A 22,815-nucleotide genomic window follows, 5' to 3' on the forward strand; every position below is an offset into this window, starting at 1 on the left:
CGGCCCGTGTCTCGGGCAACGCGGCACCGACACGGACGGGGATCCACATCCAGGCAGATGGACGCACACACTGCGGTCCGGGCCACTGGAGGGCGACGGCCGTACGTGAACCACACTCCAACGGGACGTGCGCTGGGCGTCAGCCGGAGAACAGCGAACGGTTCTCCTCGACCCATGCAATGTCGGCACGTTCCTCCTTCTCGACGGTGCCCTCGGCAACCCACGTCTTCTGCGGTTCCTGTCCTTGAGCGGCGAGGAACCGGACGTGCTCGCTGGTGTAGCGGATGCGTTGGACGACGGCGTCAGCAACGTCGAAGTCGGCGGGGATCTCGTAGGCGTCGAGGAATGCCTCGATGCGCGCTCGACGGTCGGGGACCTCCGGAAAGTGGTGCCACTCGAGGGCTGCCTGGTCGTCCCGGATCGGGGCAAACCACTGGAGGGCGTACGCCACGTCGCTGAGCCTGGGCGCGCGATGAAGGAAGTCCCAGTCGATGAGCGCGACGGCCCGACCGTCTCGCCAGACGAAGTTCCACGGGCCGGGGTCGCCGTTGACGAAGACGTCGCCGCCCTCGGCGCCCGGTGCGGCGAACACAGCATCGTCGGGTGGGACCCAGTCAGCGGAGGCGTCGTGGATACGCCGCAGAAGGCGTGCCGCCGAGCGCAGTCCCCGCTCGTCGTGCTGGTGCTTCCACCCGTCACCGCCGCTCTCGCCCTCGATGAAGCGGAGCGTCTCAGTGGCCCCGTCGAGCGCCACCGGCTCGGGAACGCAGTCCAGACCCTTGTCATGGAGGTGCCGCAGGAACGCGTGCACGGTCGGGGTGTGGGGGCCGGCGGGTCGGGTGACCGTCTCGGCCGTCAGCTCGATCGGGCGAAACTGCTCGTTCACTTCGGCCGCTCGACCCAACACCTTGTCGTCTGCCACACCGGCACTGTCACACGAACGGCGGGCGGTAACCACCGAGTTCTTCGAGCCGTACGGACCCTCGTTGCCAGGTCACGGATATCCCCGACAAGGGGCGCATTGACGCACCATGTGACGAGAACCCACTCACCAACCCGCGGGAGCTCTTGGCACCCGTGGCCCCTCGATGGGTATCGCCTCGCGGCCGCCGGGCATCACCGACCCCAACGCCGAGGAGGAGGGCCTAGCACTTGGCGCGCGCACTGCCTACAGTGCTATTGGGTCACGCGGCGGCCCTTCATCACCGCGATCTTGGACGCGACCGGCCCGTCGGCTTGGCACCTGACTACAAGGAGAACCTCATGCCGCTGCAGAACGACTTCTACACACCCGAGGGCCAGGGAGCCTACGAGCTGATCTCGATCGGCCGCTTCGAGCTGGAAGAGGGTGGGGTGATCGAGGATCTTCGGTTGGCTGTGGCGACGTACGGCACCCTCAACGAGGACAAGTCCAACGCCATCTGCATTCCGACGTGGTTCTCAGGCACGCATGCCACCTGGGAGCAGGTCTACATCGGTTCGGGGCGGGCACTGGACCCCGACAAGTACTTCATCGCGGTCATCAACCAGATCGGCAATGGCCTTTCGACCTCACCGCACAACACCGAGGACCCATCGATCGCGATGTCGAAGTTCCCCCATGTGCGCATCGGCGACGACGTCCGCGCACAGGAACAACTGCTGCGCGAACACTTCGGCATCGAACGACTTGCCCTTGTAGTGGGCGGTTCCATGGGCGCTCAGCAGACCTACGAGTGGGCGGTTCGCTTCCCCGACAAGGTGCTGCGTGCAGCCCCCATCGCAGGTACGGCCCAGAACCTGCCGCACGACTTCCTCTACACGCAGACCTTGATGGACGCGATCACGTCAGATCCTGCCTGGAACGGAGGAGAGTACGCGTCGAATACCGACGTGGCCGATGGGTTGCGGCGCCACGCCGACATCTGGGCGGTCATGGGACTGACCACGGACTTTTGGAAGACGGAGTTCTGGAGGGACATCCCACCCTTGGTGGAAGGCCTCGGGTGGGAGACGTTCGAGGAGTTCCAGCAGAACTTCACCGCGCTCATCTTCGGCATGATGGACCCCAACGCGCTGCTGTCGATGGGCTGGAAGTGGCAACGCGGGGACGTGGCGCGCAACACCAACGGGGACCTCGCAGCTGCGCTCGGCAGCATCACCGCCAAGACGTTCGTGATGCCGATCGAGCAGGACATGTTCTTCCCACCCCGCGACTGCATCCCCGAGCAGGAGATGATCCCTGGCGCCGAACTCAGAATGCTGCACAGCATCGCCGGTCACTTCGGGCTGTTCGGCTTCGAGCCCTCCTACACCGCCGAGGTGGACGCCGCGCTCTCCGACCTGCTGGCCATCGAGGTTTAGGAGTTCAGTCGCCGCCGTACAACTTGTCAGACGGGGCCCTTCCAGGGCGCGCCGGCAGGCGGCGAACTGCGTCGCCTCGGCCCCAAGAACGCAGGCCGCCGGAGGGCCGGTGCCAGCCCTGCACGCCGCAGCGCCGAGGTCGTCGAGCCTCCCCCGCCGGAGGCCCATCGCACCAGGTGAAGTGCCCATCCAGCCGGGTCCGCCATGGCAACGGTGGTGTCCGAAGCCCAGCTCTGAGCCCCGGACACCGCCTCTGCGTGTCGGACTACTTGACCTCCGACCGCCGCAGCGAGAGCAGCCCGATGGCGAGGGGGACGACGATCCAGATCGCCGTGGTGGAGCCGAGCATCGCCCACTCCTCACCGGTGTCGGTGGTGCCCTCGAAGAGCTTCACCTGGGTGTAGTTCCAGTCGATCCACGGTTGCAGGTCCAGGAACCACTCCCGCACCAGCGCGAGCAGCTCGAGGATGCCGGGCAGGACGAGGGAGACCACGAAGTAGCCGACGATCGCCGCCGCCGAGGCCCGCATCACCACGCCGAGCGTGAAGCCGATCGCCATGCCCACCAGGTTGCCCAGCAGGATCTGGGGTGCGGTGGACAACGACATGTCCCAGACGGTGTCCACGCCGGCGAGGGCGGAGCCGGCCAGGTTGCCCACGGCGCCGACCGCGAAGGCGACGGCCATCGACCCGATCCCCACGAGGAAGGTCGCGATCGCCTTGGCGCCGATCACCCGTCCACGGCTCGGCGCCAGCGTGAACGTCGTGAGCCCACTGCGCTGGCTCCACTCACTGGTCACCGCCAGGATCGCGATCATCGGCAGGATCACCGACATCGGCAGGCCGATCGCGGCCGCGAAGTTCTCGTAGGTGACGGCGCTGTCGGGGGCGAAGACGATGACCGCCCCGGTCGCGAGGACCGAGAAGACGCCGATGCTGACGAGCATCCAGAACCCCGAGCGGGTGTCGAACATCTTGCGCAGCTCGACCCTGACGAGTCGCGCGAGAGGGATGGGCCGGGCAGTCCGACGGGCCGAGGCGGCGGCCACCGTGGTGATCGTGGCGGTCATGCCGCTGCTCCTTCGCGCTGGGTGTCGGCAGTGAGGGACAAGAACATGTCCTCGAGCCCGGCGCCCTCGGCGGACCGGAGCTCGGTGAGGGCGATGCCGGCAGCCAGGGCGACCGATCCGACCCGGGCGGGGTCGGCGTCGGTGCGTACGGATCCGTCCCCGGCGAGCGTGCTGGGGATCCCGGCCTGCTCGAGCGCGTGGGCGAGGTCGCGCGGCGACGTCGACCGGGCCAGCGTCCCTGCAGCCGCGAGGAGCTCCTCCTTGGTGCCGGACGCGACGATCGCGCCGTTGCCGATGACGACGAGGTCGTCGGCGATGACCTCGATCTCGTGCAGCAGGTGCGACGACAGCAGCACCGTGCCGCCCCGGCTCGCGAAGTCCGTCAGCAGGTCCCGCATCCACCGGATCCCCGCGGGGTCGAGCCCGTTGGCTGGCTCGTCGAGGATCAGGACCCTCGGGTCGCCGAGCAGGGCGGTGGCGATGCCGAGGCGCTGGCGCATCCCGAGGGAGTAGTTGCGCACCCGACGCCGCGACTCGGCGGGGGTAAGGCTCACCAGCTCGATCATCTCGTCGACCCTGGTGCGGGGCAGGCCCATCGTGTCGGCGGCGATCGTCAGGATCTCGCGTCCGGTGCGGCCGGCGTGCTGGGCCGAGGCGTCGAGGAGGACACCGACCTCGAGGCCGGGGTTGGGCAGGTCGGCGAAACGTACGCCGTCGATGGTGGCCGAGCCGGACGTCGGAGCGGTCAGACCGACCATGACGCGCATCGTGGTGGACTTGCCTGCTCCGTTCGGACCGAGGAAGCCGGTCACGCGGCCGGGCCGGGCGGTGAAGGAGACGTCGTCGACAGCGGTGAACCCGCCGTACCTCCGGGTCAGGGACTCAACTGTGATCATGCGTCCACCCTCGCGGCGCAGGGTCGCGGGCGTATCGGCTCGAAGGCCGGTCCTGTCCTGGCCGAAAGTACGGCCCCTCGGCGGTGCTCCGTCCCTACGCTGAGGGGGTGAGCAACCCACTGAGGTCCGTGCTGGACGAACCCCGGCCCTCGGCCCCGCCGGCACGGGTCTGGCGCGACTGGGTGCTCCTGGGGCTCGTGGCGGTCTCCGCGGCGCTGGAGTGGGCGCTGCGGGCGGACCTGCCGCTGCCGGTGCTGTCGGTGGTGCTGACCGTCGGACTGGCGCCGCTGCTGCTGTGGCGGCGTACGCACCCGCTGGCCGTGGTCGCGGCCGCCTTCGGTGTGACCGTGGTCGTGGACATCGGCCTGCTCGCCCTCGACGCGCCGGTGCTCGACATGTACACGATGGTCTACTTCCTGCTCCTGCCCTACGCACTCGTCCGGTGGGGGTCGGGACGGGAGGCGGTGGCGGGGCTGGCCGTCATCGTGGTGCCCGCCGTGCTGAGCCTCGTCGTCAGCTGGAGCGGGGTGGGCGACGCGATCGGCGGGATCGCGGTCCTGATGGCTGCCTTCGCTCTGGGCTGGGCCGTCCGCTCCCAGGACAGCGCTCGCGAGCGGAGGTTGGAGCAGGTGAAGTCGGACGAGCGGGTCCTGCTGGCGCGCGAGCTGCACGACACGGTCGCCCACCACGTCTCCGCCATCGCCGTCCACGCGCAGGCCGGTCGCGCCCTCGCGGCCACCAGTCCCTCGGCACCGCTCGAGGCGCTGGAGGTCATCGAGGTGGAGGCGTCGCGCACGCTCGCGGAGATGCGGGCGATGGTCCGCGTGCTGCGCAACGAGACGCCCGCCGACTACGCCCCGCAGCCCGGCGTGGCCGACCTCGAGCGGCTGGCCGGGCCCTCACCGGCGGGGCCGCGGGTGGAGGTCGGGGTGTCGGGGGACCTCGCCGCGCTCCCGACGGCGATCGACGCCGCTGTCTACCGCATCGCCCAGGAGGCGGTCACCAACGCCCTGCGCCACGCGCGCAACGCGACCGTGGTCGACGTACGCGTCGCCGGCGACCGGTCCGCGGTCAGCCTCGTCGTCCGCGACGACGGTGAACCGGACCAGACCGCCCACGAAGCGGGCTTCGGGATCACCGGGATGGTCGAGCGCGCGCTGCTGCTGGGCGGCACCTGCCAGGCCGGTCCCTCCCCCGGTCGCGGCTGGGCCGTCACCGCGACGCTCCCCCGGCAGGTGCCGGCATGATCCGGGTGCTGGTCGCCGACGACCAGGACCTCGTGCGGACCGGGCTGCAGCTGATCCTCGGCACCCTGGACGGCATCGAGGTCGTGGGAGAGGCGCGCGACGGGCAGGAGGCGGTGCGGCTGGCCCGTGAGCTGCGCCCCGACGTGTGCCTGATGGACATCCGGATGCCCGTCCTGGACGGCGTGGAGGCGACCCGTCTGCTGGCCGGGCCGGGCATCGCGGACCCGGTCGCGGTCGTCGTGATCACCACCTTCGACCTCGACGAGTACGTCCACGGTGCGCTCGCGGCCGGGGCCACCGGCTTCCTGCTGAAGGACGCCGGGCCCGCGCTGCTCGGCGAAGCGATCCGGGCGGCCGTGCGGGGTGACTCGCTCATCTCGCCCAGCATCACCCGCCGACTGCTGTCGACGTTCGCGCGCACCGGCCGCACCGCTCCTCCGGCCCAGCCCATCGACCCGCTCACCGAGCGCGAGGAGCAGGTGCTGCTCACCCTCGCCCGAGGGCGTACGAACGCGGAGATCGCCGCCGAGCTGCACATCAGCCTCAGCACGGTGAAGACCCACATCGGCAGCCTCATGACCAAGCTCGGCGCCCGCAACCGGGTCGAGGTCGCGATGTGGGGCTACGAGACCGGGCGGATCCGGGACTAGGACCCGAGCCCCAGCTCACCGATCCGCGCCCGCAGGCTGCCCTCGGCCGAGCGCCAGAGCGTCGCGGAGTGCGCATGGTGGTGGTGGACCATCGTCCCGGGTCGCGCCCGGTCGCGCAGCACCTCCTGCTCGTGGGCGCGGACCGCGAAGGCGTCGGCGGCATCTGCGAGCGCACAGGCCACCGCCGTCCACTCCTCACCTGCCAGCGCCGTCATGGACAGACCTTGCCCAACGGCCCCGTCGAGCTGGCTGCAGGGGCGTGGGATTGACCCAAATTGGAGACCGTCCTCCCCACCGGTCCAGCCCTCGGGGCGGGGTGGGTGTCGTACCCCAGTGCCAGACTGCAACCCATGACCGCCCTCGACCGCTTCAGCGCGCCCACGCGGGCGTGGTTCGAGGCGTCGTTCGCCGGGCCCACGCCCGCGCAGGAGGGCGCCTGGTCCAGCATCGCCGAGGGGCACCACGCGCTCGTCGTCGCGCCCACCGGCAGTGGCAAGACGCTGAGTGCCTTCCTCCACGCCATCGACCGGCTGCTCAGCACCGATCGACCCGACGACAAGTCCCGGCGCACCCGCGTGCTCTACATCTCCCCCCTCAAGGCGCTCGGCGTCGACGTCGAGCGCAACCTCCGCGCGCCGCTCACCGGCATCCGCAACACCGCCGAGCGGCTCGAGACCGCGGTTCCCGAGGTCACGGTCGGGCTCCGCTCCGGTGACACCAGCCCCGCCGACCGCCGCAAGCTCGGCACCACCCCGCCCGACATCCTCATCACCACGCCCGAGTCGCTCTTCCTGATGCTGACCAGCCAGGCGCGCGAGACGCTGCGCGGCGTCGACACGATCATCATCGACGAGGTCCACGCCGTCGCCGGCACCAAGCGCGGCGCCCACCTCGGCATCAGCCTCGAGCGCCTCGACGGCCTGCTCGACAAGCCCGCCCAGCGCATCGGCCTCAGCGCCACCGTCCGCCCCCTCGACGAGGTCGCGCGCTTCCTCGGCGGCACCCAGCCGGTCGAGATCGTCTCCCCGCCCAGCACCAAGGAGTGGGACCTCCGCGTCGTGGTGCCGGTCGAGGACATGACCATGCCCGGCGACTACGACGAGGACTCCGAGGACCCCGGCCGTGCCACCAGCATCTGGCCCCACGTCGAGGAGCACGTGGTCGACCTCGTCGAGCAGCACCGCTCGACCATCGTCTTCGCCAACTCCCGGCGCCTCGCCGAGCGCCTCACCGCCCGGCTCAACGAGATCGCCACCGAGCGCGCCGAGCAGCGCGAGGACGGTGACGCCCCGGAGGACGGTCCGACGAGGCCTCCGGCCCAGGTGATGGCCCAGTCCGGCCAGAGCAGCGGCGCCGGCACGATCATCGCCAAGGCCCACCACGGCTCGGTCTCCAAGGAGCAGCGCGCGGTCATCGAGGACGACCTCAAGCGCGGGCGCCTGCCCTGCGTGGTCGCCACCAGCAGCCTCGAGCTCGGCATCGACATGGGCTCGGTCGACCTGGTCGTCCAGATCGAGTCGCCGCCCAGCGTCGCGAGCGCGCTTCAGCGCGTCGGCCGCGCCGGCCACCAGGTCGGCGAGGTGAGCCGCGGGGTCCTCTTCCCCAAGCACCGTGGCGACCTCGCCCAGACGGCCGTGTCGGTCGAGCGGATGCGCAGCGGCGCCATCGAGAAGCTCTCCGTCCCCACCAATCCCCTCGACGTGCTCGCCCAGCAGGTCGTGGCGATGCTGGCGATGGACGAGTGGGACGTCGACGAGATGTACGCCCTCATGACCCGCGCTGCGTCCTACTCCCAGCTCCCCCGCTCCGCCTTCGACGCCACCCTCGACCTGCTCAGCGGCCGCTACCCCAGCGACGAGTTCGCCGAGCTGCGCCCGCGCATCGTCTGGGACCGTGTCACCGGCGGCCTCAGCGGCCGCCCCGGCGCCCAGCGCCTGGCGGTCACCAGCGGCGGCACCATCCCCGACCGCGGCCTCTTCGGCGTCTTCCTCGTGGGCGAGAAGGCCAGCCGCGTCGGCGAGCTCGACGAGGAGATGGTCTACGAGTCGCGCGTCGGCGACATCTTCGCCCTCGGTGCCACGAGCTGGCGGATCGAGGACATCACCCACGACCGCGTGCTCGTGACCCCCGCCCCGGGCATCCCCGGCCGGCTCCCCTTCTGGAAGGGCGACGCCCTCGGCCGTCCCGCCGAGCTCGGAGCAGCCGTCGGCGCCTTCACCCGCGAGCTCGCCGCGCTGCCACCCGCGAAGGCGATCGCGAGCGTCCGCGAGCGCGGCCTCGACCTCAACGCCGCGACCAACCTCGTCACCTACCTCGGTGAGCAGCGCGAGGCCACCCAGGTCGTCCCCCACGACACCCAGGTCCTCGTCGAGCGCTTCCGCGACGAGCTCGGCGACTGGCGCCTGGTCGTCCACTCCCCCTACGGCACGCCCGTCCACGCGCCATGGGCGCTGGCCATCAACGCCCGCCTGCGCGAGCGCTACGACGTCGACGGGCAGGCCGTGGCCTCCGACGACGGCATCGTGATCCGCATCCCCGACACCGACGCCGAGCCACCCACCGGCGAGGTGATCGTCTTCGAGCCCGAGGAGATCGAGCAGCTCGTCACCCAGGAGGTCGGCGGATCCGCGCTCTTCGCCAGCCGCTTCCGCGAGTGCGCCGCCCGTGCCCTCCTGCTGCCGCGCCGCGACCCCGGTCGCCGCAGCCCGCTGTGGCAGCAGCGCCAGCGCAGCGCCCAGCTCCTCGAGGTCGCCTCCAAGTACCCCGCCTTCCCGATCGTCCTCGAGGCCGTGCGCGAGTGCCTCCAGGACGTCTACGACCTCCCCGCCCTCGTCACCCTCCTCGGCCGCGTCCAGCGCCGCGAGGTCACCGTCGTCGACGTCGCCACCACCTCCCCGAGTCCCTTCGCCCGCAGCCTGCTCTTCGGCTACGTCGCGCAGTTCGTCTACGAGGGCGACTCCCCCATCGCCGAGCGTCGCGCCGCCGCGCTGTCGCTCGACCAGGGCCTGCTCGCCGAGCTGCTCGGCCGCGCCGAGCTGCGCGAGCTGCTCGACCCCGAGGTGCTCGCCGAGGTGGAGTCGGAGCTCCAGTGGCTCGCCGACGACCGCCGCGCCCGCGACGCCGAGGCCGTCGCCGACCTGCTGCGCCTCGTCGGTCCTCTGTCGACCGAGGAGATCCGCGCCCGCGCGGTCGAGGGTGCCGACGTCGAGGGCTGGATGGCCTCCCTCGCCGACGTACGCCGTGTCGTGCAGGTCCGGATGGCCGGTGACGACCGCTGGACCGCCATCGAGGACATCGGTCGCCTGCGCGACGGGCTCGGCGTGCCGGTCCCCGTCGGCACCCCCGACGCCTTCCTCCAGCTCCCCGAGGACCCGCTCGGCGACCTCGTCTCGCGCTACGCCCGCAGCCACGGCCCCTTCACCACCGCCGAGGTCGCGACCCGGCTAGGCCTCGGCGAGGCCGTCGCCCGCCAGACGCTCCAGCGACTGGCCCACCGCGGCCGGGTGCTCGACGGCGAGTTCCGCCCGTCCGGCTCCGGCACCGAGTGGTGCGACGCCGAGGTGCTGCGCAAGCTGCGCCGGCGCTCGCTCGCCCGGCTGCGCCAGGAGATCGAGCCGGTCGCCCACGACGCGGTCGCCCGTTTCCTCCCCGCCTGGCAACGCGTGGGAGGGTCCCTGCGGGGCGTGGACGGGGTCGTGGCGGCCATCGACCAGCTCGCCGGATGCCCGGTGCCCGCCAGTGCCCTCGAGCCGCTGGTGCTCGCCGCGCGCGTGCGCGACTACGAGCCGTCCATGCTCGACGAGCTCACCGCCTCCGGCGAGGTCATCTGGACCGGCCATGCCCCGCTCCCGGGCAGTGACGGCTGGGTCAGCCTCCATCTCGCCGACCAGGCGCACCTCACCCTCCCCGAGGTCGAGGGCGACGAGCCGACGGGCGTGCAGCGCGCGGTGCTCGACCTGCTCGACGGTGGCGGTGCGTGGTTCTTCCGCCAGCTCGCCGACCGTGTCGGCTCCACCAGCGACGCCGAGCTCTCCACCGCCCTGTGGGACCTGGTCTGGCGCGGGCTGGTCACCAACGACACCCTCACCCCGCTCCGGGCGCTGGTCCGCACCGGCACGCCCTCGCACCGCACCCGGCGTACGCCGCCCCGGCTGGGGCGCACCACCGGCGGCCGGATGCCGGCGCGCACCGGCCCGCCCGAGACCGCCGGACGCTGGGCGCTGCTGCCCGAGCGGGACACCGACCCCACCCGCCGCGCCAAGGCCCGTGCCGAGCACCTCCTCGAGCGGCACGGCGTCGTCACCCGCGGCGCGGTCGTCAGCGAGCGCGTCGCCGGGGGGTTCGCCGGGGTCTACAAGGTCCTCAGCGCCTTCGAGGACACCGGACGCTGCCGACGCGGCTACTTCATCGAGGGCCTCGGCGCCGCGCAGTTCGGCAGCGCCGGCGCGATCGACCGGCTGCGCACCTTCGCCGAGCGCGCCAGCGCCACCGGCGGCGCCAAGCCCGCGGTCGTCGCGCTCGCCGCGACCGACCCCGCCAACGTCTTCGGTGCCGCGCTCCCCTGGCCCGAGCCGCTCGACCCCGACCGCGCCGGACACCGTCCAGGACGCAAGGCGGGAGCCCTCGTCGTCACCGTCGACGGCGACCTCACCGTCTACGTCGAGCGCGGCGGGCGCACGCTGCTGACGTGGACCGACGACCCCGAGGTGCTCACCCCCGCGATGGCCGCACTGGCCGACGCCGCGCGCCGCGGAGCCCTCGGCAAGCTCACCGTCGAGAAGGTCGACGGACAGGCGCTGATCGGAAACGGTGGCGAGACGCCGATCCGTGTGGCACTGTCAGCGGCCGGGTTCATCGCAACGCCGAAGGGGTTGAGACTGCGTGCCTGAGGGTGACACCGTCTGGCGCGCTGCCGCCAAGCTCGACCGCGCCCTCACCGGCCACCGGCTGACGATCTCCGACTTCCGGGTGCCCGGCTACGCCACCTGGGACCTCACCGGTGGCACCGTGATCCGCACCCTGGCGCGCGGCAAGCACCTGCTCACGCGCATCGACGCGGACCGCGCCTGGACGCTCCACACGCACCTCAAGATGGAGGGCTCCTGGCACGTCTACCCCGAGGGCGAGAAGTGGCGCCGCCCCGCCGAGCAGGTGCGCGTCGTGCTCGGCATCGAGTCCCGCAAGGCCGTCGGGTTCTCCCTCGGCATCGTCGAGATCGTGCCCCGCCACGACGAGGCAGCGCTCGTCGCCCACCTCGGCCCCGACCTCCTGGGCCCCGACTGGGACGAGGAGCGCGCCCTGCACAACCTCCGGGGAGAGCCCACGAGGCCGATCGGCCAGGCGCTGCTCGACCAGCGCAACCTCGCCGGCGTCGGCAACATGTACATGGCCGAGCTGTGCTTCACCAGCGGCATCCACCCGGCGACGCCGCTGCGCCAGGTGGGCGACCTCCCCCGCCTGGTGCGTCGCGCCAAGCAGATGCTCGAGGTCAACAAGGAGCGCGCGATCCAGACCACCACGGGCGACCTGCGCCCGCGCGAGCGGATGTGGGTCTACCGCCGCGACACCTCACCCTGCCGGCGCTGCGAGACGCCGATCCGCGTGGACATGTTCGGCGAGCCGGGCCGTGAGCGGGCGGCCTACTGGTGCCCCAGTTGCCAGCCGGCTGACTTCTGACCGAGAGCCGGACGCCTCAGGCGGCGGAGGCGACCACGTCGCCGGAGCGGCGTACGGCCGTGATGGGCGTCGTGACGATCGCGAGCGCGGCCTCCTCGACGGCCACCGCGTCGGCGACGTCGCGCAGCACCTCGGACAGCGGCAGGTCCATCGCCTGGCACAGCGAGGCGAGCAGCTCCGAGGACGCTTCCTTCTGGCCGCGCTCGATCTCGGAGATGTAGCCCAGGCTGACCCGGGCCTCGGCGGAGAGCTCGCGCAGGGTCATCCCGCGCTGCATCCGCGCACCGCGCAGCACGTCACCGAGCAGACGTCGGAAGAGCACCATGCGCGAGTCCTTACTCTGGTCGAGGCAGGTCGTGAGGTCCAACGCTACCCGAGGGCTCCTTCTTCCCGCAGGTGGTCCACCAGGAGGGCCAGCACGGCCTCGCACGTGGCCTGCCGGATCATCAGCCGGTCCCCGCGCAGCTCGAGCCGGTGGGCGGCCACCAGGCCCGGGCCGGCGAGCGCCACCCACACCGTCCCGACGGACTGCCCCTCCTGCTCGTCGGGACCGGCGACACCGGTCGTGGCGAGCCCCCACGTGGCGTCCAGCCGGGCGCGTACGCCGCACGCCATCGCCTCCGCGCACTCCTGCGACACGACCCCGTGCTGCTCCACCAGGTCGGCCGGCACGTCGAGGGCCGAGACCTTGATCCGGGTGGCGTAGGAGACCACGCCACCGACGAAGCTCCGCGAGGCACCGGGCACGTCGGTGAGCAGGGCTGCGAGCAGCCCGCCCGTCAACGACTCGGCCGTCGCGACGGTCTCGCCGCGCCGGGCCAGCGAGTCCAGCACGCGCACGGCGATCGACGGCTCCCACATGTCAGCGACACTAGCGGCATGGCACTCCCCATCGAGGACTATGCGCTCATCGGCGATCGCGGCACCGCGGCCTTGGTCGGCAAGGACGGCTCGATCGACTGGCTGTGCCTGCCCCGCTTCGACTCCCCCGCCTGCTTCGCCGCGTTGCTGGGCACCGAGGAGCACGGCCGCTGGCTGCTCGCCCCCGCCGAGGAGGTCGTCGCCACCAGCCGACGCTACGTCGACGGGACGGCGCTGCTGGAGACCACCTTCACGACCGCCGACGGCGAGCTGGTGCTGCTGGACGTGATGCCGACCGGTGACGGGCGCGCGGACGTCGTACGCCGTCTCACCTGCACGCGCGGCACCGTGCGGGTGCGGCACGACTGGGTCGTGCGCACCGACTACGGCAAGGTGCGGCCGTGGGTGCGCCACGAGCAGGCGCACGACGAGGACGTGGTCATCGCCGTCGCCGGACCCGACATGTTCGTGCTGCGGGGACCGCGCCTGCCCCACGGCCACGCCGGCCACCACCGCGACGAGTTCGACCTGTCGGCCGGCGAGACCCTGACCTACTCGATGACGTGGGCACGGTCGTGGCGCGAGGTCCCGGCGCCCCTGGGGCTCACCGAGCGCATCGAGGCGACCACGGCCCACCAGCGGGCGTGGTCGGAGCGCTGCCCGGACGACGTGCCGCACGCCGACCTCGTCCGCCGCAGCCTGCTGACGCTGATGTTGATGACGCACGCCGAGACCGGTGGCATCGTCGCGGCGCCGACGACGTCGCTCCCGGAGGACTTCGGGGGCGAGCGCAACTGGGACTACCGCTTCTGCTGGCTGCGCGACGCCGCGCTCACGCTCGAGTCGCTGCTGGGCGCGGGCTACGACACCGAGGCGCTCGCGTGGCGGGGCTGGCTGCTGCGCGCGGTCGCCGGCGACCCGGCGGACCTGCAGATCATGTACACCGTCGACGGAGGCCGCCAGCTGCCCGAGATGGAGCTGCCGCACCTGCCCGGCTACGCCGACAGCCTGCCCGTGCGCATCGGCAACGGCGCGGTGTGCCAACGGCAGAACGACGTGCTCGGCGAGGTGATGATCGCCCTCGAGCTCGCACGAGAGGCGGGCCTGCACGAGAGCGCGAACTCGTGGGCCCTGCAGCGGGCGCTGGTCGACGACCTGGCCGAGCACTGGGACGAGCCCGACAACGGCCTGTGGGAGATCCGCGGCCCGCAACGCCACTTCACCCACTCCCGCGTCATGGTCTGGGCCGCCTTCGACCGCGCGATCCGCGCGGTGGAGGAGCACGGGCTGGAGGGACCGGTGGAGCGCTGGCGCGAGCTGCGTGACCGGGTCCGCGACGAGGTGCTCGACAAGGGCTACGACGAGGAGCGGGGCACCTTCACCCAGCACTACGACACCGCCGAGGTCGATGCCTCGCTGCTCACCATCCCCCTCGTCGGCTTCCTGCCGCCCGACGACCCGCGGGTGCTCGGCACGATCGACGCCGTCACTGAGGACCTGATGCGCGACGGCCTGCTGCTGCGCTACCGCACCGTCTCGGGGGTGGACGGCCTGAGCGGCGACGAGCACCCGTTCCTCGCCTGCTCCTTCTGGCTGGTCTCCGCGCTCGCGGCCGCGGGACGTCGCCCGGAGGCCGAGGAGCTGATGGGGCGCCTGTGCGGCCTGGCCAACGACGTAGGACTGCTCTCGGAGGAGTACGACGTCGCGCAGGCCCGGATGGCCGGCAACTTCCCGCAGGCCTTCAGCCACCTCACGCTGGTGCAGGCGGCGCTCTCCCTGCGCTGACATGCCTGAGGCCCGACCACCTCGCGGTGACCGGGCCTCAGGACTGGTGTGTCAGGTGCGCGTGATCAGTTGCGCGTGACCTTGATCCGGATGACCTGCTTGTCGCCACGGATCTTGCGGTTGCCCAGGTAGGACACCACGATCTTCTTCTTGCCGGTCTTGGCGAAGCGATCCAGGCGCAGGAACGCCTTGCCCTTCTTGAGCTTGACCTTGTAGGTCTTGCCGCCTGCCTTGACCTTGACCTTGCCCGTCACCTTGGAGATGCCGAACGCCGAGGCCTTGATCTTGACCCGGGTGCGGGTCTCGCCGCGGACGATGCGACCGGGCTTGGTGCGGGCCTTGAGCACGCCCTTGGCCTTGCGCACCTCGATCGGCAGCGAGAACGTCGTGCCGGTCGTCGGGCCCGTGAAGGTCAGCAGCTGCTTGCCGGTGCGGGTCTTGCCCTTGAGCTTGACGTCGACGGCGCTGCGGCCGCTCTCGTCGAACGGCGTCGGGTCGACGGTGTTGTCGACCGGCGTCGGGTTGAGCGTCCGGTCGCCGACCTTGACGTTGAGGAACGCGTCCTTGGCGTCGAACGCGGCGGTCATCGCGAGCGAGGACAGCTTGAGCTCGACGTCCTGGCCGATGCGGTAGAAGCGCGGCTTGTCGGCCGGCCACGTGACGCCCACCTGGCGCTGGTCGCGCTTGACGGCGAGCGGCGTCTTGCTGGCGAACGCGGCCATGTAGTCGACCATCGCCTGGAGGTCCACCTTGCCGGTGTCGCGGCGGGCGGTGCCCTTGGCGAACTCGCGGAAGTTGTCACCACCGGAGGCGAGGAAGGAGTTCACCGTGACGGAGTAGGTCGTCGCGAGCTCGATCGCCTTGCCGTTGAGCGACATGCCCGTGACGCGGTCGCCCTCGGGGCGGGTCGCGTCGTAGGTGGCGAGGAAGCCCTCGGACGTGCCGAGCCGCAGGAACGGGCGGCTCGGGACGGCGCCCTTGTCGTCGCGCTGCCACTGCTGCTCGAGCACGGTCTTGATCTGCGCGCCCGTCATCTTCATGTTGAAGAGCGTGTTGGCGAACGGCTGGACCACCGCGGCCTGCTTGTAGGTCAGCGTGGCGGGGTAGCCGCTGGCGTTGTTGCCGACCATGTCCTGGCGGAGACCACCGGGGTTCATGAACGCGATCTGCGCCGCGCCTGCCTCCGGGGTGCTGGTCGCCCAGCGCTGCACCTCGGCCACGAGGTTGCCCAGGGTCGACTCGCCACCGCGGTTCTCGGTGGTGCCGTCCGTGAGGCGGGCACGACCGAAGGGGCCGCCGAGCTTGCCGAGCTCGACCGCGCCGAGGACGTCGGCGCGTGCGACGGCCGCGTCCACGATCGTCTTGACCTCGGCCTTCTTGTCGATCGCTGCTTGGTCGGTCAGCGGGAGCGACGACGCGGCGACGATCGCGTTGGTCTTGACAGTGACCTCGTCAGTGTCGGGGTCGACGGTGAAGACCAGCTGGTTGAGGTTCGTGCCGTACTGGCCCGACGAGACGACCGGACGACCGTTGATCTCGTGGTTGTAGGCCAGGTGCGTGTGGCCGGAGATGATCGCGCTGACATCGCCGTCGACGCCGTTGACGATCCGGCTGAACGGGTTGTCGTTGGTGCTGGCGTCGGCGATCGCCGTCGACGGGGCACCCTCGTGGACGAGGAGCACGACCATGTCGGCGCCGTCGGCCTTGAGCCGGTCGGCCGCAGCGTTGGTCTCGGCGACGATGCTGGAGACCTTGACGTCGTTGATGCCGGCCGGGCTCACCAGCGAGGAGAGCTCTTCGGTGACTCCACCGATGAAGCCGACCTCCACACCGCCCACCGTGGTGGTCCAGGTGCCGCCATCGGAGCTGTCGTTGGCGTCGGGGGTGCGCGCGGTGATGTCGGGCAGCGCGTAGGAGCTGTCGGACTTCTTGCGCACGTTGGCGGCGATGTACTGCCACAGCGCGCCGCCGTAGGGGTTGGTGGTGGCGTCGAAGGGCGCCATCACGCGGTTGACGAGGTCGCCGTAGCCCTGGTCGAACTCGTGGTTGCCGGCCGCCGAGACGTCGAGGCCGGCCGCGTTGAGCGCGTCGAGGGTGGGCTTGTCCTGCTGGATGAAGGACTCGAAGGTGGAGGCCCCGATGAGGTCGCCTGCTGCGGCGAAGATCGTGTTGGGGTTGGTGGACTCGAGCTGGGCGACCGCGCCGGCGAACTGCGCGGCACCCGCCTCGGAGCCGTTGGCGAGCAGACGACCGTGGAAGTCGTTCGTCGCTAGGATCTGGATGTCGACAGGAGCGGCCTGCGCGGGACTCGCCGTGATGACGGCGAGCGGCGCGGCGACCAGCCCTGTGAGGGTGGCGGCAAGGGCGACCTTGCGACCGGATCGTGATGCTGACACGAAGTGGCCTTTCTTCAATGTGTGTGAGTCGGATCACCCTAGCCCCGACCGCCGGAGCGGTCGGGGCCAGGGACGTTGCGGTCGGGCGGCCAGCCCGAGATGGCTGGCCGCCCGCAGTCGGTGGTCAGAGCGGCTACGTCACCGCCCGTCCACCTCGATGCTGACGATGACAGTGGCGGCCTTCGTGTAGGCATCCCCGAAGTAGGACACTGCTGCGTCGTAGGTGCCCGGCTTCTTGAACTTCTTGAGCTCGACCACGGCCCTGCCGTTGGTCAACGACGCCCGGTATGTGCGGCCGTCGACCGCTACCAGGACGGTGCCGGTCGGCGTGAGGCCGTCGGCGGTCACGGTCACCACGACCTCGGCCGTGGTGTTCTTCGCCACGACCTGCTCCGGCCTCACCTCGGTCGAGATGGTGGCCGACGCACGCGTCACCGTGACCGACACAGATCCGGTCGATGCCTCGTGCCACTCGTCTCCGGAGTAGGTGATCGTCAGCTCGTGCGTGCCGATGGGCAGCGCCTTGGCGGCAAGCGTGACGGTCGCAGCACCGGATGCCAGCGTGGCCGACCCCAGCGCGTCCCCGTCCTTGGTCACCGTCACGGAGCCCGTCGCGGTGGACGGCAGCACCTCGATCGACACCGACCCCTCCGAGCCGTACTCGACCGGCGCCGCCGATCCGGTGACGGTGGTGCTCACCGGCTGGCGCTCCGTCACGTTGATCCCCACGATCTCGGGGCTGTGGTCGGAGGACCGGAAGGGGGTGGGCGCGTAGAGGTTGGTCACGTTGCTGTTGAAGCGGGAGTACTCGTAGTAGACCGACTCCGACCCGTTGATCTCCCACACGTCGACCGCGTTGACGTCGTCGAAGGCCGCCTCGTTCGCAAGCACGTGGTCGAGCGAGCCGACCATGCCGTCGAAGTTGTAGGTCTCCTCGTCGGGGTCGCTGGTCGACTCCAAGTTCGCATAGCCCGCTGCGTTGAGGACCTGGATCGGGTCCTCCTCGGAGTAGGCGTTGAAGTCACCTGCGAGGAAGACGCGCGAGATGCCGCGAGCGGTCTTGAACTCGTCGGCGAAGGTCACCAGGCTCTCGGCCTGTGCGATGCGCTGGTCGTTGGCGTTGCCCTGACCGAAGGGGTCCGGGTTGCCAGACCCCTTGGACTTGAAGTGGTTGACGATGACCGCGAACGCGTCCGCGTCAGCCGTCCCGACCTGCTTGAAGGCCTGGGCGAGCGGCTCACGGGCGTCCTCGAACGCCTCGCCGGATGCGGACTCGTCGCTCAGGACGACCGAGTCGCCGACGAGCGCGACGTTGCCGGGCTTGTAGATGAAGCCGTTGCGGATGACGTCCTGCTCGGCGAGCGTCGGCAGCGTAGCTGGCGACGCGACGGCCGCCCAGGTGCCGGCGCCGGCGTCGTCGTTGAGGGCCGCGACGAGCTCGTTGATGGCGAAGTCACGGTTCTTGCCGAACTTCACCGAGTTCTCGAGCTCCTCCAGGGAGACGATGTCGGCGTCGGCGGTGTTGATCGCCGCGACGATCTTGTCCTGCTGGCGCTGGAGGTTCACGTCGTTGGCGGCGCCGCGGGGCCCGTTCGGGTTGCACTGGTTGTTGGTGATCGGGTTGCCCGCACGGTCGTTGTAGAACGTGCAGGTGCCGAGGCCCGAGCTCACGAACTCCTCACCCGTGGTCGGGAAGTAGTTCAGCACGTTGAACGTCGCGAGCTTGACGTCGCCGCCGACGTCCTGGGGGGCCAGGTTGTCCGCGCGGGTCTGCTCGACGTCGATCTGGCCGGTGGGGTCACCGACGATCTGCGACTGGGGCAGGATCCGCCAGGTGCCGAAGCCCTCGGTGAAGACGACCGGCTTCGGGAAGCTGATCTCCGCACCTACACGGACGCTGTGGTCCGCGGTGAACCACGGGAACGGCAGGTCCCTGTTCGCGCCCGAGGAGTAGGTCACGCTGGAGCCGTCGTCCATGACGATGCGGTGCGCGTTGTTGTACTTCACACGCTCGGCGATGTCGGCGGTGGCCTGGGCGTCGACGACCTCGGTCGGGGTGACCAGGGGCATGTCGCTGTTGGCCGCGACACCGATCTCGCCGCGGAAGGCGCTGGAGAAGGACGTGCCCTGCCAGAACGGGCTGCCGTCGTAGACGTCGGTGGCAGTCCACGGGGCGGTCGGCTGGAAGAGCTCGCTCTCGGCGACCTCACGAGCGGTGTTGAGCGCGGCGGCCTCGAGGCACGCGGTTCCGGGCAGCTCGCAGTCGGTGCCGGGGACCACGGTCTTCGGGGTCACGGTGCCGAGCGAGGGCGTGATCGCGACCACGCCGGACTGGGCGGCCACGATCTGGGTCTGGCCGGAGAACTCCGCCGCCTCGCCCGTGACCTCGACGGAATCGCCGACGGCCGGGTAGGTCGTGAAGCCGCTCGTGCCGCCGTAGACGAAGACGGCGTCGGAGGCGTCAGGGGTGTCGGCGCCCGGGGTCTGGATGTAGAAGCCGTTGAGGCCACCGGTCGGGAACGTCGCGGTGACGACGCCCTGGGTCTTGACGTCCTGGCCGAGGAGCGGGGTGGCCCCGCCGGTGCCCTGGACCTCGGCGATGGAGATGAGCGACGCCGCGGGAGCGACGGTGAGGGTGAAGGTCACGTCGTCGGTCGCCGCCGTCGGCGTCGCCGAGTCGGTGGCCGTCGCGGTCACGTCGAACGTGCCGTCCTCGGTCGGCGTGCCGGACACGGCGCCGCTGGCGTCAACGGTGACGCCGTCGGGGAGGCCGGTCGCCGCCCAGGTGTACGGCGAGGTGCCGCCCGTGGCCTGGAGCGTGAAGCCGGCGATGGGCTGGCCGACCTGACCGGACTTGGCGCCGGGCGAGGTGGCCTCGAGCGGGCCAGCGGTGGTGTCCGCGGCAGTCGGGCTCGGAGCTGCCAGCGCGAAGTCCGCAGTGTTGTTGTCCGTGTCGGCCGTGCGGTTGAGCGACTGGGTCGTGGTGGCTCCGGCGCTGGTGGCTGCGGTCTCGAAGCTCGTGGCGCCGGAGGCACCCACCATGTCGAGGACACCCGCGACGCCGGCCATGTTGCCGCCGGTCGTGATCGCGGTGGCCTGGTCCAGAAGGAACACCTGACCGCCAGCAGCCGCCATCGTGAAGGCAGGGGACGCGGTCTGGTCAGGTGGGGGCAGGGCTACGCCGTTGGCACCCGTGTTGGACATCTGGACGAGCCACGTGCCGTTGGCCGGGACCGCACCGTTCAGGGCGAAGGTGCTGCCACCTGAACCGCCCGCGGCGGAGCGGTAGTGCAGGTACTTGCCGGCGAGGTCGATGGCGGAGTCGGTCGGGTTGGCGAGCTCGACGAAGTCGGCGTTGTAGACGGCGCCGGCGTTGCCACCCGCACCGTAGACCTCGCTGATGACGAGCTCGGTGCCGGCGGGGTTGGCAGATGCTGCGATGGGGGTGAGTCCGGCCGCAAGGAGGACCAGACCGGCTCCAGCCGCGATGCGTCGCGGCGAAGGGAGCGCGGGTGTGCGCATGTGTGCTCCGATGGTTCGGTTTGACGTGACCGACGCATCTTCACCCACACCGAGCCCTAAACGGACCCCCGGAGCCGACCTTTTCGTACGAGTGTTGCCAAAAGTTCACATGCAGGTTTGGCGACACCTGTGACCCGGATCTCAGTGGCCCCGCGAGCCCCGCTGCTTGCGCACCTCGCGGACGAACTCCCACCCCGACCACATGGTCATCGCGACCGCGCCGGCGAGCAGGACCTGGCTCAGGTAGAACAGCACCTCGCCCAGCGGACCGCGCCAGAAGTCGAAGGCACCGCCGTGCGCATCACCGTGCGGCAGCGGCCAGAGCAGGCCGGCGAGGGCGAAGGCCTGCAGCACCGTCTTGATCTTGCCGCTCTGTGCGGCGGGCATGACGACGGACTTCAGCACCGAGAGGCGCAGCAGGGTGACGCTCCACTCGCGCAGCAGCACCACGGCGGTCACCCACCACCAGATGTCGCCGACGATCGAGAGTCCGATGAAGGCCATGCCCGTGATCGCCTTGTCGGCGATCGGGTCGGCGATCTTGCCGAAGTCGGTGATCAGGCCGTGCTTGCGGGCCAGGTCGCCGTCGACCTTGTCGGTGATCATCGCGACGGCGAAGATGCCGAAGGCGATCCAGCGCCAACCAGGTGAGTCGCCGCCGTCCTGGAGCAATGCCCAGCCGAAGACCGGCACCAGCGCGATGCGCAGCACCGTGAGCACGTTGGCGATGTTGAGGTTCGAGACCTGCTTCTGCTCGGTGGTCATCGGGTGGCTCCGTCCACTCGCGCGATCAGGTCGACGCCGTCGGTCCCGGTGACGGTGGCCGTCAGCAGGTCGCCGACCTTCGCGCCCTCGGCGCTGGTGAGCAGCGTCGTACCGTCGACCTCCGGGCCCTGGTGCGCGGCCCGGCCCTCGACGGTGTCGTCGTCGGGGTCGACGTGCTCGACGAGCACGACGACCTCCTCCCCCACACGCTCCTCGGCGCGCTGGGAGTTGAGCTCCTCGACCAGCGCGGTGACGTGCTCGGTCCGGGCGCGGATCTCGTCGTCGTCGAGCTTGATGTCGTCGCCGAACCCGGCGGCCTCGGTGCCGTCCTCGTCGGAGTAGCCGAAGACCCCGGTGACGTCCATGCGTGCGGCCTCGAGGAAGTCGCACAGCGTCTGCAGGTCCTCCTCGGTCTCCCCGGGGAAGCCGACGATGACGTTGGAGCGCACACCCGCCAGCGGGGCGAGGCGACGGATCTGCTCGAGCAGGCCCAGGAACGACTCGGGGTCGCCGAAGCGGCGCATCCGGCGCAGCACCGTGGCGCTGGCGTGCTGGAAGGACAGGTCGAAGTAGGGCACGACGCCCGGGGTGTCCGCGATGGCCTCGATCAGGCCCGGGCGGGTCTCGGCGGGCTGGAGGTAGGAGACGCGAACGCGCTCGATGCCGTCGATGCCCGACAGCTCCGGGAGCAGGGTCTCGAGCAGGCGCAGGTCACCGAGGTCCTTGCCGTAGGACGTGGAGTTCTCGCTGACGAGGAAGAGCTCCTTGACGCCCTGCGTGGCGAGCCACTGGCCCTCCTGCAGCACGTCGCTCGGGCGACGGCTGACGAAGGAGCCGCGGAAGCTCGGGATGGCGCAGAAGGAGCAGCGTCGGTCGCAGCCGCTCGCCAGCTTGAGCGGCGCCATCGGGCCGGCGTCGAGGCGACGGCGTACGGCTCGGGGACCCGTCGCGGGCGCACCGGCACCGATGTCGCTGACGTCGGCGCGAACGTCGTGGCCGGGCACCGAGATGGTGGAGGCATCGCGCTCGGTCGGCGTGATCGGCAGCAGGCGGCGGCGGTCCGAGGGCGTGTGGGGGTGGTGCGTCTCGCCGCCGACGATCGCGCGCAGCTTGGCCGCGATGTCGGGGTAGTCGTCGAAGCCGAGGACCGCATCGGCCTCCGGCAGCGACTCGGCGAGGTCCTTGCCGTAGCGCTCCGCGAGGCAGCCGACCGCGACGACCGCCTGGGCACGCCCGCCGTGCTCGACCTTGAGGTCGGCGGCCTCGAGGAGCGTGTCGACGGAGTCCTTCTTGGCCGCCTCGACGAAGCCGCAGGTGTTGACCACCACGGTGTCGGCGTCCTCCGCGTCGTTGACGAGGATGAAGCCGCCGGCTTCCAACCGACCGGCCAGCTCCTCGGAGTCGACCTCGTTGCGGGCGCAGCCGAGGGTCACCACGGCGACGTTCAGCGGGGTCGGGGTCTCGGCCTGGGGCTCGTGCTCAGTGGTCGTCATCGCACCCGTGAGTATGCCGGTTCCGTGCGCACGGAGCCGCACTCCCGGCGCGGTGAGCCGACTCACCCGTCCCTTCACGCCCACCCGTCGCCGCCCGAGCGGCCCGGTACGC

Annotated in this window: 16 protein-coding genes; 6 read left to right on the forward strand and 10 right to left on the reverse strand. The window is 71.0% G+C overall.

Annotated elements, in window-relative coordinates; genetic code table 11:
- Positions 1–139: 139 nt before the first annotated feature.
- Entirely contained in the window at positions 140–922 is a 783-nt protein-coding gene (locus IRX98_RS04275) for a phosphotransferase enzyme family protein (RefSeq protein ID WP_224274130.1), read from the reverse strand.
- A 341-nt stretch (positions 923–1,263) separates the two neighbouring features.
- On the opposite strand from IRX98_RS04275, the gene IRX98_RS04280 reads away from it, so the two are divergent.
- Positions 1,264–2,343: an alpha/beta fold hydrolase gene (locus IRX98_RS04280; RefSeq protein WP_224274131.1), complete on the forward strand. Its 1,080-nt coding sequence runs from the start codon at positions 1,264–1,266 to the stop codon at positions 2,341–2,343.
- 265 nt (positions 2,344–2,608) lie between these two features.
- Here IRX98_RS04280 and IRX98_RS04285 read toward each other — a convergent pair whose 3' ends face one another.
- Positions 2,609–3,412 (reverse strand): ABC-2 transporter permease, encoded by an 804-nt coding sequence (locus tag IRX98_RS04285; protein WP_224274132.1) that lies wholly within the window; start codon positions 3,410–3,412, stop codon positions 2,609–2,611.
- Complete coding sequence (locus IRX98_RS04290; RefSeq protein ID WP_224274133.1) at positions 3,409–4,308, reverse strand: ABC transporter ATP-binding protein; 900 nt, start codon at positions 4,306–4,308, stop codon at positions 3,409–3,411. The genes IRX98_RS04285 and IRX98_RS04290 overlap by 4 nt, the downstream gene beginning before the upstream one ends.
- Before the next feature lie 107 nt (positions 4,309–4,415).
- Here IRX98_RS04290 and IRX98_RS04295 point away from each other — a divergent pair, with 107 nt between their 5' ends.
- The gene (locus IRX98_RS04295) at positions 4,416–5,555 is read left to right on the forward strand and encodes a sensor histidine kinase (RefSeq protein ID WP_224274135.1); all 1,140 of its coding nucleotides are present in this window, start codon (positions 4,416–4,418) and stop codon (positions 5,553–5,555) included.
- Positions 5,552–6,205, forward strand: a complete 654-nt coding sequence (locus IRX98_RS04300; protein ID WP_224274138.1) for a response regulator — start codon at positions 5,552–5,554, stop codon at positions 6,203–6,205. Before IRX98_RS04295 ends, IRX98_RS04300 begins: the two co-directional genes overlap by 4 nt.
- On the opposite strand, the gene IRX98_RS04305 is transcribed toward IRX98_RS04300, so the two are convergent.
- On the reverse strand, positions 6,202–6,420 hold the full coding sequence (locus IRX98_RS04305) for a hypothetical protein (RefSeq protein ID WP_224274139.1): 219 nt from the start codon (positions 6,418–6,420) through the stop codon (positions 6,202–6,204). The genes IRX98_RS04300 and IRX98_RS04305 overlap by 4 nt on opposite strands.
- A gap of 135 nt (positions 6,421–6,555) precedes the next feature.
- Between IRX98_RS04305 and IRX98_RS04310 the strand changes: the two genes are divergently transcribed.
- Positions 6,556–11,094 carry an ATP-dependent helicase gene (locus tag IRX98_RS04310; RefSeq protein ID WP_224274141.1) on the forward strand — a complete coding sequence of 1,513 codons (4,539 nt, stop codon included), beginning with the start codon at positions 6,556–6,558 and terminating at the stop codon, positions 11,092–11,094.
- Complete coding sequence (locus IRX98_RS04315) at positions 11,087–11,881, forward strand: DNA-formamidopyrimidine glycosylase family protein (RefSeq protein ID WP_224274143.1); 795 nt, start codon at positions 11,087–11,089, stop codon at positions 11,879–11,881. The genes IRX98_RS04310 and IRX98_RS04315 overlap by 8 nt, the downstream gene beginning before the upstream one ends.
- Before the next feature lie 16 nt (positions 11,882–11,897).
- On the opposite strand, the gene IRX98_RS04320 is transcribed toward IRX98_RS04315, so the two are convergent.
- Complete coding sequence (locus IRX98_RS04320) at positions 11,898–12,206, reverse strand: helix-turn-helix domain-containing protein (RefSeq protein ID WP_224274145.1); 309 nt, start codon at positions 12,204–12,206, stop codon at positions 11,898–11,900.
- Between the two features lie 44 nt (positions 12,207–12,250).
- On the reverse strand, positions 12,251–12,742 hold the full coding sequence (locus IRX98_RS04325; RefSeq protein WP_224274148.1) for a CinA family protein: 492 nt from the start codon (positions 12,740–12,742) through the stop codon (positions 12,251–12,253).
- 18 nt (positions 12,743–12,760) lie between these two features.
- On the opposite strand from IRX98_RS04325, the gene IRX98_RS04330 reads away from it, so the two are divergent.
- Positions 12,761–14,527: a glycoside hydrolase family 15 protein gene (locus IRX98_RS04330; protein ID WP_224274150.1), complete on the forward strand. Its 1,767-nt coding sequence runs from the start codon at positions 12,761–12,763 to the stop codon at positions 14,525–14,527.
- A gap of 65 nt (positions 14,528–14,592) precedes the next feature.
- On the opposite strand, the gene IRX98_RS04335 is transcribed toward IRX98_RS04330, so the two are convergent.
- The 4 genes from IRX98_RS04335 to rimO all read right to left on the reverse strand — a co-directional run bounded on the left by IRX98_RS04335 (position 14,593) and on the right by rimO (position 22,658).
- A complete protein-coding gene (locus IRX98_RS04335; protein ID WP_224274153.1) occupies positions 14,593–16,923 on the reverse strand; it encodes a bifunctional metallophosphatase/5'-nucleotidase in 2,331 nt (776 codons plus the stop codon).
- 138 nt (positions 16,924–17,061) lie between these two features.
- A complete protein-coding gene (locus IRX98_RS04340) occupies positions 17,062–20,445 on the reverse strand; it encodes an ExeM/NucH family extracellular endonuclease (protein WP_224274155.1) in 3,384 nt (1,127 codons plus the stop codon).
- A 141-nt stretch (positions 20,446–20,586) separates the two neighbouring features.
- Positions 20,587–21,210 (reverse strand): CDP-diacylglycerol--glycerol-3-phosphate 3-phosphatidyltransferase, encoded by a 624-nt coding sequence (gene pgsA / locus IRX98_RS04345; RefSeq protein ID WP_224274157.1) that lies wholly within the window; start codon positions 21,208–21,210, stop codon positions 20,587–20,589.
- Positions 21,207–22,658, reverse strand: a complete 1,452-nt coding sequence (rimO, locus tag IRX98_RS04350; RefSeq protein WP_224274244.1) for a 30S ribosomal protein S12 methylthiotransferase RimO — start codon at positions 22,656–22,658, stop codon at positions 21,207–21,209. Before rimO ends, pgsA begins: the two co-directional genes overlap by 4 nt.
- Positions 22,659–22,815: the final 157 nt, after the last annotated feature.

Origin of the sequence: Nocardioides lacusdianchii (assembly GCF_020102855.1) — a bacterium.
Lineage (GTDB): Bacteria > Actinomycetota > Actinomycetes > Propionibacteriales > Nocardioidaceae > Nocardioides > Nocardioides lacusdianchii.